At 73.1% G+C, this 13,466-nt stretch carries 9 protein-coding genes; 3 read left to right on the top strand and 6 right to left on the bottom strand.

The window, feature by feature from the left end; all coding sequences use genetic code 11:
- Window positions 1–79: 79 nt before the first annotated feature.
- Window positions 80–1,321, bottom strand: a complete 1,242-nt coding sequence (locus ACWDLG_RS35820; RefSeq protein ID WP_449928655.1) for a LeuA family protein — start codon at window positions 1,319–1,321, stop codon at window positions 80–82.
- A gap of 204 nt (window positions 1,322–1,525) precedes the next feature.
- On the opposite strand from ACWDLG_RS35820, the gene ACWDLG_RS35815 reads away from it, so the two are divergent.
- Both ACWDLG_RS35815 and ACWDLG_RS35810 read left to right on the top strand, forming a co-directional pair.
- Window positions 1,526–2,542 carry a UbiA family prenyltransferase gene (locus ACWDLG_RS35815; protein ID WP_449928653.1) on the top strand — a complete coding sequence of 339 codons (1,017 nt, stop codon included), beginning with the start codon at window positions 1,526–1,528 and terminating at the stop codon, window positions 2,540–2,542.
- 129 nt (window positions 2,543–2,671) lie between these two features.
- Window positions 2,672–3,700: a sensor histidine kinase gene (locus ACWDLG_RS35810; protein ID WP_449928651.1), complete on the top strand. Its 1,029-nt coding sequence runs from the start codon at window positions 2,672–2,674 to the stop codon at window positions 3,698–3,700.
- On the opposite strand, the gene ACWDLG_RS35805 is transcribed toward ACWDLG_RS35810, so the two are convergent.
- Window positions 3,649–4,962: an MFS transporter gene (locus tag ACWDLG_RS35805; RefSeq protein WP_449928649.1), complete on the bottom strand. Its 1,314-nt coding sequence runs from the start codon at window positions 4,960–4,962 to the stop codon at window positions 3,649–3,651. The genes ACWDLG_RS35810 and ACWDLG_RS35805 overlap by 52 nt on opposite strands.
- Window positions 4,963–5,131: 169 nt before the next feature.
- Between ACWDLG_RS35805 and ACWDLG_RS35800 the strand changes: the two genes are divergently transcribed.
- Window positions 5,132–5,866 (top strand): AfsR/SARP family transcriptional regulator, encoded by a 735-nt coding sequence (locus tag ACWDLG_RS35800; RefSeq protein ID WP_449928647.1) that lies wholly within the window; start codon window positions 5,132–5,134, stop codon window positions 5,864–5,866.
- Here the strand turns inward: ACWDLG_RS35800 and ACWDLG_RS35795 are convergent.
- From ACWDLG_RS35795 to ACWDLG_RS35780, 4 genes are read right to left on the bottom strand one after another with little or no spacing between them, the layout of a single operon-like run.
- Window positions 5,863–6,792 carry a hypothetical protein gene (locus tag ACWDLG_RS35795; protein ID WP_449928645.1) on the bottom strand — a complete coding sequence of 310 codons (930 nt, stop codon included), beginning with the start codon at window positions 6,790–6,792 and terminating at the stop codon, window positions 5,863–5,865. The two genes, ACWDLG_RS35800 and ACWDLG_RS35795, sit on opposite strands and share 4 nt — an antisense overlap.
- Window positions 6,789–7,523, bottom strand: coding sequence for an NADPH-dependent F420 reductase (locus ACWDLG_RS35790; RefSeq protein WP_449928643.1), 735 nt, complete (start codon window positions 7,521–7,523; stop codon window positions 6,789–6,791). The genes ACWDLG_RS35795 and ACWDLG_RS35790 overlap by 4 nt, the downstream gene beginning before the upstream one ends.
- The gene (locus ACWDLG_RS35785; RefSeq protein WP_449928641.1) at window positions 7,520–7,969 is read right to left on the bottom strand and encodes an acyl-CoA thioesterase; all 450 of its coding nucleotides are present in this window, start codon (window positions 7,967–7,969) and stop codon (window positions 7,520–7,522) included. Before ACWDLG_RS35785 ends, ACWDLG_RS35790 begins: the two co-directional genes overlap by 4 nt.
- Complete coding sequence (locus ACWDLG_RS35780) at window positions 7,936–13,464, bottom strand: type I polyketide synthase (RefSeq protein WP_449928639.1); 5,529 nt, start codon at window positions 13,462–13,464, stop codon at window positions 7,936–7,938. Before ACWDLG_RS35780 ends, ACWDLG_RS35785 begins: the two co-directional genes overlap by 34 nt.
- Window positions 13,465–13,466: the final 2 nt, after the last annotated feature.

Below are 13,466 nucleotides of genomic sequence, written 5' to 3'. Positions count from 1 at the left end.
CCCTCTGGGATGTATCCGGCGCCAGCTGACAAGCCGGACTCAGAGTAACCCAGGTCGACGGTCAGCGCGATGCATCGCGTCAGCTTCTCGCGCCCGCCATCATCAGGAGTTCGGAGTCGGTCAGCACCCGGTGGGACCGACGCGCCAGGCGAAGGATGTCGTCGACCACCTCGCCATCAGCGGGAAGGCCGCGCCGGCGCATCCAGTGCACCACGTTCCACCGGCCGCTGGCGGGCCCGATGTCGATCTGCTGCGACCGGCCCACCGCGGAGGCGGGGACGGCGGAGTAGACGCGGTCGGCGAGCGGGAGGTTCCCCGCGAACTCGGCCTTGGCCACGGCGGCGGCGTGCACACCGGTCGCGGTGCGGAAGGCGTCGGCCCCGACCACCGGATAGTCGACGGGGATGGGCCGCTCGCAGGCGGCGGCCGCGAGCGCGCAGTAGTCGGGCAGCGCGCGCAGCTCACGCGTGTCGCCGGACAGGTGCAGGTTCACCAGCAGCTGGTCCATGGCGGTGTTGCCGCAGCGCTCCCCCATGCCGAGCGCGGTGCCGTGCACCCTGTCGACGCCCGCCTCGATCGCGGCCAGCGCGTTGGCCAGGCCCAGCCCCCGGTCGTTGTGCCCGTGCCATTCGATGGGCACGGACCCGAAGCCGTGGGCGGCGAGGATCTCCTCGGCCACGTAGCCGACGATCGCCCGGGTGCCTCGCGGCGTGGCGTGGCCGACCGTGTCGCAGAGGCAGATCCGCTCGGCGCCCTCGTACAGGGCCACGTGCGCGATGAGCCGGAGCATGTCGGGGCAGGTTCGCGTGGCGTCCTCCACCACGATGCACACCGGCAGATTCTCCCGCCGCCCGAATTGCATGGCCGCGGTGACCGAATTAACCAGATGGTTTTCCGTCCAACCTTCTGTATATATCCTTATGGGACTCGTTCCGATAAACGCCATTACGCCGATGACGCGACCCGTGTCCTGGCTGATTTGCGCGATGGGAATGATGTCTTCCGGAACGGTCCGGGCGGCGCAATGGAGCTCCAGCGGCAACCGCAGGTCCTCGGCGTGCCGGGCGAGCCGGGCGGCGAAGAACGCGGCCTCGGACCCGGTGGCCGGCATGCCGATGCTGGCGGCGTCGATCCCCAGCCTGGCCATCAGCCGGAGGAGCGCGGCCCGTTCCTCGAGGGTGGGCTGGCGGACGGAGGGGCTCTGCAGCCCGTCACGGAGCGACTCGTCGTTCAGCTCCACCTGCCCGGTCGGCTCCGGCTCGGGTGGGCGGAGCCGTGACCGGTTCCAGTCGAAAATTACCTCGCCTGTTCCGCTGCTCATTTCCGGGGTGCCGTCCTCTCCTATAATGAGATGGTCGAGACGGTAGGCCGACGTTAACAACGGAACGCGACTCCAACAAGTCCGGACCCGAAAGAGCGGGTGCCGCGGAGGCCGGACAATCACCGGTATCGAAAGATGTAGGATCCGCTACCCCCTTCGAGATCCGCATTAACGGAAGTCCGCGAGCGGGCTCATAATCACGCCATGGTGACCCAGGAGGCCGTTCCGCGCCGCGTCCCCGCTCGCACGCTCCTGAAGTGCCTCGTCGAGGCGCGCCCGTCGGTCCTGGCGATGTATCTGCTCAGGTTCGTCACCGGCGCGGCGCTCGGGGTGTCCTCCATGATCGGGGGATCGGTGCCGGAGGTGGCGGGCGCCGCGCCCGAGTGGCTCGGCTCGCCGGCCATACAGGGGGGCGCGGGAGCCGCCGCGTGGCTGGGGTCGTCGGCGCCAGGGGTGCTGGGCGGGGCGGCGGTATGGGTCCTGGCGATCCTGTCGGCCTACCTGCTCAACGGGGTGACCGACGTCCACGAGGACCGGGCCAACGACTCCCGCCGCCCCATCGCGGCAGGCGAGCTGAGGCCGGAGTCGGCCGCGGCGGTCGCGAAGGCGGCCGCGGCGCTGTCCATGGTGGGCGCCGTCCTGCTCGTCCCCACGCTCGCCCCGGCGGTGGCCGCCGTGCTGGTGCTCGGCTACGCGTACTCGATGCCCCCGCTCAGCCTCAAGCGCCACACGCTGGGCGCGCCCGGCATCGGGGTGGCCGCCGCGCTCCTCAGCTACCTGGCCGGATACGCCAGCGTCGCCCACGGCACGACGCCGGACGCGGGGACACTCCTGTTCGCGGTGGTGATGTCGCTGTGGGTCGGCCTCGTGGGCACGATGGCCAAGGACCTCCCGGACGCGCCGGGCGACGCCGCGGCGGGACGGCGCACGGTCGCGGTGCTGTACGGCGAGCCGCTCCTGCGCCGCCTCCTGGCGGTCGCGGCCGCCGCCCTGGCCGGGTGCCTCTGGCTGGCCGTGGCGACCGTCGCGCCGGGACTGGGCCTGCCGGCCTGCGCGCTGACTCTGGGAGCGGGCGTGGTCGCCGTCCTGGCCCTGACCCACGCGTCGCGGGGCGGGCGCTGCAGGAAACGCCGCCTCTACCGAGGCTTCATGGCCACGCAGTACGTGACGCACCTGTGTCAACTCGTGTCAGTCGGCGTACCCTCAGTGGTGTCCAGTTGACACCGTTGCTCCCAACCTGGCGGGCTTCGGTTGGTTGCCGCGAGTGGAGGGCCCGTGGCCGCAGACGCCAAGCCCCATGGGTCGCCGTGGGACGACTTAGCGCGCTCCCTTGAGAAGGAGCGAGCCGCGATGCTGCTCGCCTACGAGAGGGAACTTCATGAAGCGGGCAATCCGATCGTCCGCGAGCGCGAGTCGAGGGCCCAGGCGATGGCTCAGGCGAACGCCACCCTGACCGACCTGATCCGCAGCCTGCGGGACCGGAAGGTCACCATGGACAGCGAGCGGTGGCTGCTCACCAGGGACATCGGCGAGAGCAGGGCCGCGAGCCGGCTCGACCCGCGTGACTCGCTGCGGGCGGCGGGCACCCTCTTCGAGCTCATCCTCGGCGAGGTGGAGCGCCACGTCTCCACCGAGCAGGCCCCGCTGGAGCTGCTGACGCTGACCGCCCTGGCGGTGAACGAGAGCATCAACACCAGGATCAGGGAGGCGGCCAGCGCGTACACCGGCTACCTGCTCAACATCATCCACCGGGCGCATCTCAACGAGCGTCGCCGTATCGCCCGGGAGCTGCACGACCGGGTGGGGCCGGGGCTCAGCGTCGCCCACCGCCAGCTGGAGCTCTTCGAGATGTTCGCCACGAGCGGGCCGTCACGGGCCGCTTCGCGGGCGGGCAAGGCCAAGCAGGCCGTCGGCGAGGCGATGCAGAACCTGCGCGCCGTCACCTCGGAGCTGCGTTTCGAGGACACCGTGACCAGCATGGAGAAGGCGCTGCTCACCTTCACCGAGACGTTGCGCACCGACGAGGTGACCATCAGGGTGAGCGTCAACGGCGACGAGACGTGGGCGCCACCAGCCGTGCGCGACGAGTCCTTCCTGGTCATCAGGGAGGCCATCCGCAACGCCGTCGCCCACGGCGCCCCCGCCGTGGTGCTGGCCAGGATCGACATCTCACCCCACGACCTGCGGGCCTCCGTCGAGGACGACGGCGTCGGGTTCGACACCGGCCGGGCGGGCAGGTCGCGCAGCGTCGGGCTGTCGTCGATGCGGGAGCGGGCCGAGCTGATGGGCGGCACGCTGACCGTCTCCTCCTGGCCGGGCCGCGGCTCTCACGTCGAGCTTCTGGTCCCGCTGCCCGGACGGCGGGAGGCCACCGTCTGACCGACCAGGTCGGCCGCGCGGGTCTCGGGCGCGAACAGGACCGCCACCAGCGAGGCCGCCGCCAGCACCACGATCAGGACGGCGAGCGGCCACGACGCGCCGCCGGCCGCCTGGACGAGGGCGGCGGCGACGAGCGGCATGGGTCCGCCGAACAGGGCGGCACTGGTCTCCCGCGCCACCACGACGCCGCTGAAGCGATACCGCGTCTCGAACATCTCGATGAACAGCGAGGCCTGCGCCACGCCCATGGCGACCAGGCCGCCGGCCGTGGCCATCGTGACCGCGAGCACGACGAGCAGGGGCCGTCCGGTGTCCAGCAGGACGATCATCGGACCGGCGAAGGCGATCAGGAACAGGCAGCCGAAGAACCAGACGGGGCGCCGTCCGACCAGGTCGGCCAGCCGGCCGAAGACCGGTACGGCCAGCACCGCGGCGGTGCCCGCCACCACGTTGGCCGTCAGTCCGACGGCCGGCGGCAGGCCCAGTGTCCGGCTGACGTAGTGAAGCAGGAACACCGACACCAGGTAGTAGACCGCGACGAAGGGCCCGTTGGCCGCGAACGCCACCAGCAGGCGGCGGGGCTGGTGGCGGACCAGGCTCCACAGCGGCAGCCGCTCCCGCCGCCCGGAGGAGGCCTGGAACGCCTCCGTCTCGGAGATCCGCAGCCGCGTGTAGAGGCCCACCGCCAGGGTGAGGGCGCTCAGCAGGAACGGAACACGCCAGCCCCAGGCGGCGAACTGGTCGGGCGGCAGGGTGGCGAAGCCGGCGAACGCCACCGTGGCCAGCACGATGCCGGCGAAGTAGCCGATGCTCGGCAGCGCGGCCCGCATGCCCCTGCGCTCCGGCGGGCCCGACTCGGCCGCGACGAGGATCGCGCCGACGAACTCGGCTCCGGCGCCGAACCCCTGCGCCAGGCGGAGCAGGACGAGCAGGACGGGGGCGGCCACCCCGATGGTCTCGTAGCCGGGCAGCACGCCGATGCCGACCGTGGCCGTGCCCATCAGCACCAAGGTGAGCACCAGGACGGGGACCCGGCCCAGGCGGTCGCCCAGATGGCTCATCACGATGCCGCCGATCGGCCTGGCCAGCAGGCCGACGGCGAAGGTGGCCAGCGAGGCGAGCATCGCCGTGCCCGGCCGGGCCTCGGGGAAGAACTGTTCGCCGAAGACCAGTGCCGCGCCCAGCCCGAACAGCGCCAGGTCGTAGGACTCGATGACGGTGCCCACGACGGTCGCGGTCACGACCCGGGGCCCGGTGTTCACACGGTCACCATCGGTTGCCATGAAACCCCCAAACCCCCTCACCTTATGGCGAGTCCGCGAGCCTTTGTATCCTTCGGACCGCGAAGCGAACCTTCGGTGAGCGGTCTTGTCCACGGCGGGGGCCGGCCGTACCGTCGATCCGTTCACGGGGCGGAAGGACGGTGCTCAGATGATCGAGTTCCGCGTGCTGGGCCCGGTCGCGGTGTGCCGCGACCGACTCGACATCACGCCCAGGGCGGCGCGCCTGCGCCAGGTGCTCTCCCTGCTGCTCCTCCAGGCGAACAACCAGGCCGTGCCGCTGGACGCGCTGGTGGACGAGCTCTGGGGGGAGCGCACTCCCAAGACCGCGGTGACGACCGCCCAGACCTACGTCTACCGCCTGCGCACGCTGCTGGGCCGGGCCCGCCTGGTCACCACGCCGCACGGCTACCTGCTGCGCGCCGAGGAGGACACCGTGGACGCCACGCTGTTCCACCGGCGTCTCGACGAAGGTCACCGGCTGCTCGAGGAGGGCGACAGGGAAACCGCCGCCCGCACGTTCCGGCAGGCGCTGAACCTGTGGACCGGCGCCGCCCTGGCCACCGTGGCCCAGGGGCGGGCGCTGCAGGCCCACGCGGTCTTCCTGGAGGAGAAGCGGCTGCACGCGTACGAGCTGGTCATCCAGACCGAGCTGGACCTGGGGCTGCACCGCCAACTCGTGGGCGAGTTGCGCGGGCTGGTGACGACCCACCCGCTGAACGAGTGGTTCCACGCGCAGCTCATCACGGCTCTCCACCGGTCCGGACGGCGCAGCGAGGCGCTGCTGGCCTACGAGCACCTGCGTGCCGTGCTCGACAGCGAACTGGGCGTGGACCCGTCCCCCGAAGTGGAACGGGTCCAGCGCGAGGTGCTGTCGGTCGGCTAGGACCAGGGCGCCATCGGATACCAGATGAGCTCGCGGCGGGCCAGCAGCCTGACGTCCCAGTACAGCAGGGTGAACACGCCGACCACGAGGAGCGCCGACCCGGCGACCACGGCCGCCCGGCCCGGCTTGGCGGTGAACCACCGGTGCAGCCGGCCGCCCGCGAACCCGGCCAGGGCCAGGAAGAGCACCGCGACCAGGAGGATGTTGCCGGCCGACTGCAGGACGAAGGCCAGCGCGCCGTAGAAGGGGTCGTGGCTGGCGGCGGTGTCCCGGAAGAGCTGCCGGAACAGCCCGTACGGGCGGCCGACGAGGAACCCGCCGATGAGCGCGCCCATGAGCAGGACACGGGCGTGCGGGAAGCGCGCCGAGATCCGCCGCAGCGGGTCGCGGACCACGCCCAGCGCGGCCAGCCCGAGATAGATCATCACCAGCCCGATCAGGCCGAAGGCCACCATGGACTGGACGGAGCGCGGGGAGAGCCCGGGGCCGGAGGGCGCGGTCGAGGCCTGCGGCATGCCGTCGCCCACCAGGGCGGCGATCACGCCGTAGGTGGCGGAGACCACCACCATGCCCACGACGAGCCAGCCGAGCGGGCGCAGCGCGCTGACCATCCGGCCGCGCACCCCCTCCCCTTCGCCGAACATCGGCGCGAGGGCACCGAAGACGGCCACGTTGCACGCGGTGAAGGTGCCTGCCACGCCGGTGACGAAGGCGAAGATCATCCCCGCCGCGGTGCCGGTGAAGGCGAAGTCCTGAGGGTCGCCTCCCAGGAGGGTGGTGGCGACGGTGCCGCCGATGACCTTGTCGACGAACGTCGCCGACCAGATCATGCTCAGCACGGCGCCGCCCACGACGCTCAGGACGACGACCAGGGCGCGCCGGGTGGGTACCGCGGCCGGCCGCACGGGCTGCTGGGTGACGGTCATGACATTCCTCCCTGAGCGGCGCCCGCCTCGGCGGCCGCGACCCGCAGCAAGGGCAGCCGCACGGTCTCGTCCGCGTCGGCCGAGTTCTCGATCTGCAACAGCAGCCAGCTGAGCCCCTCGATCCAGCGGCTGCTCGACAGCGCTCCGGCGTCGGCCGTGTCGAAGCCGATGCGGTGGACCAGGTCGGCCACGCAGGCCTTGGCCCACATGTCGTCACCCGCCACGGGAATGGTCAACCGCTCGTGGCCGGAGCTCAGCTCGCCGAGCCGCTTGGCGGCCACGCAGTTCAGCGCCTTCACCACGTACCCGCCGGGCATGGCCTGCGCGATGCGCTCGGCGGCGGAGATGTCGGGCCGGCCCCGGTTGTCCACCAGGCCGGGATTGGACACGTCGATGAGCACCTTGTCGTTCACCAGGCCCTGGATGCGCGGAGCGATCTCCTCGCACGTGGCGTCGACCGGCGTGGCCAGGATCACCACGTCGCCGTTGGCCACCGCCCATTCCAGCGGGCCGGCGACGGCGCCTTGGACCTGCCGCGCCAGCTGGGCGGCCGACCGGCGCACCCGGCTGGTCAGGAACAGCCGGGTGCCCTTGCCGGACAACGCCCGCGCCAGCGCCGAGCCCATCTGGCCGCAGCCGACGATGCTGATCGCGGTCTTGGTACCTGACGGCATGGCCGCGACCCGGCGCCGTGCCGTGCCCTCGCGCCATCGCAGGATCTGTGTGTTCACTGCACTCCTCCACCTACCAGCTGATCCGAATAGCGCTCGAGAGCCCGCCGCAGCCGGTCCGGAACGGCCACCGGCGTCAGCCCCCGCTCCGTGCGAAGCATGCAGGCGATCGTCTGGGATCCCCGCGCCACCAGCTGGGCGGGGTCGATGTTGACCCGGTAGTAGGCGAAGCCCATGGTGACGCGGTTCTGCTCCAGGCCGCTGAGGGTCATGCGGATGGAGACCCGGTCGAAGGCGTACAGCTCGCCGAAGTAGTCGCACGAGCACGCCAGCGTGACCAGCGCGAGGTCGTCGCCCAGCTGAGCCAGGATCTCCGGAGCGTGCTCGGCCAGGAAGCGTTCCCTGCACTCCCCCTGCCAGGCCAGGTGCCGGGCGAAGTAGACGTTGCCGACCAGGTTCGTGTCCGCGAAGGTCACGAGGTGCTCATAGGCGTAGTAAGGGCGCACTGTTCTCCTTCCATGAATGCGGTGATGGCGACCGGGTCGTCCTCCCCCTCGACCTGCACCAGGGCGGAGACCAGCAGGTCGTCGCCCGACCGCAGGACCGCCCAGCCCTGGTCGTAGACGCCCTGGATCTCCGGCGGCGCCTCGTCGTCGCGTCCGGCCCTGGCAAGGCAGTCCCGGAGGCCGCGCGTGCGGGCCAGCACGTGGCCCACCGGCTCGGCGGCCAGCCGTACCAGCTCGCGGGTCAGGCCGGGCCAGGGGTCCGCGCCGTCCGGTACGGCTCGCGCGAGCTCGGCGCCCGCCAGCATCGCGGAGTCCGGCGGCAGGACCTCGAGTGTGAGGTCCTCGCCGAGGTCCAGCTCGACGTCCGCACCGGGCAGGTGGGAGGCGAGTGCGCGGGTCAGGTAGGGCCTCAGGAGCAGCCGCGGCCAGCGGGTGAAGGCCGGCAGCGGCCCGACGTCCCGCAGCCGCAGCCCCTCCCAGGTGACGACCGGCTCTCCCGTGGCCTGGGAGACCACCACGTCGTAGGTGTAGTCGGCGCCCTGCCTGGACCGCTCGGCCGCGGCGAGCACCAGGTGGTCGCCCGCGACCGCCCGCCGGTGGACCGTCAGGCGGTCGCAGCCGACCGGCAGCAGGCGGCGGTGCGGAACGCACGCCTGGAGCACATGGATGGTGGCGTCGTTGCGCGCGTGGTCCCCCAATTCGGTGTCGCCTGCCGCACCACCGGGCGCGAGCACCGCGGTGCACGCGGTGGCCTCCAGATGCTCGTAGCCTCGCAGCAGCTGGAAGGCGGGCCCGTGGAAGAACAGCGGGCCGTACAGCCGGGCGGCCTCGTGCGGCGGCACCGGCGACCGGCGCGCCGGTACCTCCAGAACCTCGGGGATCGCCGCCTCCTGCGCGGGGCCCGCGACCCGGCAGCTGAAGTGATCGACGGCGAAGCCGGTCTCGTCGCTGAGGATCGCGACGTCGACCCCCTTGTCCTCGCGCACCTGGGCGCAGATGCGGATGGTGCGGCCCCCCTCCTCGGGGACCACGATCGGGCGGGTGAAGCGCCCGAACTCCAGGCAGGTCGCGGCCTGCCCGGTCAGCAGCCGCGCCGCCTGCGCCATGGCCTCCATGGCGCAGACCGCGGGCAGCACGCGCAGCCCGTCGATCCGGTGGTCGGCCAGGAACGCGTCCAGCTCCGCGGTGAGGACGGCTTCGGCCACCAGCTCGACACCGGGCACGTGCAGCCGCACGTGCTCCAGGTAGCGGGCCGTTCCCGGTGCGGTGTCCGCGGCGCGGTCCAGCGCGGGATGCCTGCCGGAGATCACGATCGAGGCCGGCTCCGGGCGCGTCGCCAGCACCTGGAGCAGGAACTGCACGCCGCGGGCCGCGGGCAGCGGCGTGACACCGGCCCGTTCCAGGTCGTGCAGGACGTGCAGCCGCTCCCCCATGCCCGCGCCCGACCAGGCCGTCCAGTCGAGGTTGCACACGTAGGCGGCGGGCAGGCGGGACCGCAGGGTGCGCACCAGTTCGCGCATGCGGCCGTTGGCCAGCGCGTAGTGGGCCTCGCCGTGCAGGCCGTACCTGCCGATCACCGATCCGTAGGTGATCACGACGCGTAACCGGTCGGTGTCCAGCGCGTCCAGGACCGTGCGCAGCCCGCCCACCTTGGGCGCGGCATGCTCGGCGAAGTCGGCGGCGCTCAGGTCGGTGAACCTGGCCGGGCGGTTGACGCCGCTGCTGTGCACGAGAGCCGTGATGGTGCCCAGGGCCCGCGTGGCCTGCGCGACCCCGCGGCGGACGGCGGCGGCGTCGCAGACGTCGGCCGCGATGTAGTGGAATGCCACCCCGGCCTCCCGCAGCCTTTCGAGGTTGGCGCGCAGCTCCTCGTCGTGGTCGGGGTCGCCGCGGCCGAGCAGCGCCAGCCGTACCCCTCGCGAGGCCAGCGCGAGAGCGGTCTCCAGGCCGATGCCCCGGCCGCCACCGGTGACGAGCGCCACGTCGTCGGGGCCGAGCCCGATGTGCGCGCCGGTGGCGGGCTCCAGCGGCCGGTGGGTGACGGCGAAGATCCGCGCGTCGTCGTCGACGAGCAGGTCGTCGGCCATGTCGGCGGGAGCGGCGATCACCTTGGCCAGCGCCTCGGCGGCCACCGGACAGCGGCCGGGGCAGTCGGCGCGCACCAGGCGGACGATCTGGCCGGGGTGCTCCTGGCGGAGCGTTCCCGCGAAGCCGGAGGCGGTGTCGCCCTGGTCGATGACGACCAGCGGCGTTCCGGCGGCCACGGCCTGACGGGAGGCGTCGACCAGGACGGCGATGTCCTGATCGCCGGGGTCGGCGGGCAGGAAGACCAGCACCGCGGGAGGCCCGTGCGGCGCCGTGACCAGGCGTGGCTCGACCGCGTCACGCAGCGGCGCGAGACCGTGCACCTGCCAGGCATGGGGCTCGGCGGGCGCGTCGGGCGGCTCCACGGGATGCGCCTCGGGCACGAAGAGGCGATGCCAGGGCGACAGGCCGCGCGGCACCGCAGGCTCGGCTTCCCTGGCCCCGGAGGGCAGCTCCCGCACGGTGGCCATCAGGTCGGCCACCGTGGCGTCGGCCAGAGAGGGCGGCAGCTCGGGCACCGCCCGGTCGCAGGCGTTGGCCGCGTCCACCACGAGCTGGGCCACGCGCAGCGAGTTGAGGTGGAGGTCGCCGATCAGCAGGTCGCTCTCGCTGATCGCCTCGCTCGGCAGCTCGAGCGCCGCGGCGACCAGATCGCGCACCAGCGCGTCGACGTCGCCGGCCGCGGCGTCCCCGCCGGGCTCGGCGGGGACCGGGAGCTCCCCTGTCGTCCGCTCGCACGGGTTGACCAGGAAGGACGGGTCCCGCCACAGGTCGAAGGGCCGGTGGAAGCCCGCGGCGAACATGGCGCGCAGATCGTCCACGGCGCCGACGGCATGCAGCGCGGCGGCCACCTGGCACAGTCCCTCGGCCGAGGCCGCCCCCACGTCCAGGGAGACGGCGGGCACGTCGGTGATGCCCGCGGCCAGGGTCGCCAGCCCCCTGCCCGGCCCCACCTCCACGAGCAGGTCGCAGTCGCGCGAGAGCAGCTCGACGGCCTGGCGGAACAGCACCGGACCGGTGACCTGCGCCGCCAGCGCCCGTCGCAGGTCCGTCGCGGGCGTCGCCTTCGCACCCAGGATCGTGGAGTAGACGGGCCGGGAGATGGGCGCCATCTCCATCTCGGCCAGGTGGCTGGACAGGGGCCACTCCGCCGCGAGCATGGCCCTGGTGTGGAAGGCGTGGCTCACCTGGAGCCTGGTGCACTGCAGACCGGCCTCGCGCGCCCTCGCCAGCACCCGTTCGAGCTCGCCGACCGGGCCGCCGACGACCTGGGAGGCGCCGTTGTCCGCCGAGATCACCAGCTCGGTGTCGTCGATCAGGCGGGCCACGGTCTCGGCCGGGGCGTGGACGGCGGCCATGCCCGTCCCCGCCTCGCCCTCCTCGCTCATCACCCGGCCGCGGAAGGTGACCAGGTCCAGGGCGTCCGGCTCGGAGAAGGCGCCGGCCCAACACAGGGCGGTGATCTCGCCGAGGCTGTGCCCGGCCGCGGCGACGGCGGTCACCCCCAGGCGGTCCAGCCAGCGCAGGCCGGCCATGGACGCCGAGAAGATCTGGGGCTGGGCGACCGAGGTGTCCACGGGCCCGTCGCCGCGTTCCCCGGTGCCGAAGCGGACCTCGGGCAGCACGGAGGAAAGAGCGCCGGGACCGGTGGGCACCGGCGCGCCCTGTCCCGTGAACAGCAGGCCCACCCGGCCCTCGGCGATGCCGGAGACGAAGATCCCCGGAGCGGTGAGCAACCTGGCCTCGCCTGCCCCGGCCAGCATCGCGGCCGCCTGCCCCGCGCGCCTGCCCAGCTGTGCCGGATCCCGCGCCACGATGCCGGCCCGGTACCGGCGCCGGCCCGTCGAGACCGCCAGGCTCGCCGCGAGGTCGACGTGGTCGGCGAAGGACATCGCGGCGGCCACCTCGGCGGTCCTCGCCAGCGTCGCCGCCAGCTCCTCGACGGTGTCGGCGGCGAAGACGAACGCCTCGTGGCCGCGCGGACGCCCGGCCGTGCTGCGCTCGGGCGCGGTAAGGGGACGACCCACCGGCCGCATGGCGGCTTCGAGCACCACGTGGGCGTTGATGCCGCCGAACCCCATGGCGCTCACCGCCGCCCGCAGGGGCGCGTCGGGCCAGGGCTCGGCCCCGGCGACGACGCGGAGCGGGGCCCCGGCCGCACGCAGCAGCTCGTGCGGCTCCTCGCAGCCGGTGGTCGGGGGGATGACCTGGCGCTGCAGCGCGGTGGCCGCCTTCAACAGCCCCGCCACCCCGGCGGCCGCCTTGGTGTGGCCGATGTTGGCCTTGATGGAGCCCAACGCGGCGGGCGGTAGCTCGCGGCCGCCGCGCTGGGCTTCCATGAGGGCGGCCAGCTCCACGCTGTCGCCGACAGCGGTGCCGGTTCCGTGTCCCTCGAACAGTGAGACGGTCTCGGGCCCCCACCCGGCGCGCCGGTAGGCCCGCTCGATCGCCAGCAGCTGCCCGCCCCGTTCGGGCCGGGTGATGCCGCCCTGACCGTCCGATGAGACGCCCCAGCCGCTGATGACCGCGACCGGGGCGCGGCCCGCGGCCAGGGCGTCGTCCAACCGCATCAGCGCGACCATTCCGCAGCCCTCGCCGGGCCAGAACCCCGTGGGCCGGGCGTCGTAGACGCGCATGGCTCCGTTCGCCAGCGCGCCGGTCCTGGCGAACCCGACCAGCTCGAAGGGGTCGAGGCTGAGGTCGACACCGCCCGCCAGGGCGAAGTCGACCTCCCCTTCGCGCAGCGCCGTACAGGCCGTGATGACCGCCAGCAGCGACGACGAGCAGGCCCCGTCCACGGTGTAGCCGCCGCCGCCCAGGTCGAAGTAGTTACAGATGCGGCCGGCGATGGTGTTGGCCAGCCCGCCCGCGAGGGTCTCGTCGGACGGCTCGGCGAAGGGCGCCTTGAAGATCTGCTCGGCCCGCGCCAGCAGGCCACGCAGGCGCGCGGGGTCCTCGGCCGCGAGCACCTCGCGCATCACGCCTTCCACGTACGGCCAGCGCAGCCGCAGGGCCGCCGCCCGGCTGAACTCCCCGGCCATGGTGTTGCCCACCACCACGCCCACGCGTCGCCGGTCCAGCCCTTCGGCCCCGCCGTACCCGGCGTCGGCCAGCGTGTCCGCGGCGACCTCGAGGGCCAGCCAGTGCGCCGGATCCGTGGCCCGGTACACCGGGCCTGGGATGCGGAAGCGGGACCGGTCGAACTCCCAGCCCTCCAGCACCGCGGCGTACCCGACATAGGTGCGGTCGGGGTCGCCGGGATCGGAGCTGCGGTAGCCCGAGCCCAGCCGGACCGTGGGGATCGGCCGGAAGGCCCGGCGGCGCGACAGGACCAGCTCCCACAGCTGCCCGGGGTCGCGGGCGTCAGGGTATCGGCAGCCCGTCCCCACGATGGCGATCGCAGAACTCATGA

The sequence above is a fragment of the Nonomuraea sp. NPDC003727 genome (assembly GCF_053586935.1).
Note: the sequence above shows the minus strand (reverse complement) of the source record. Positions and strands in the feature narration are given on the sequence as shown.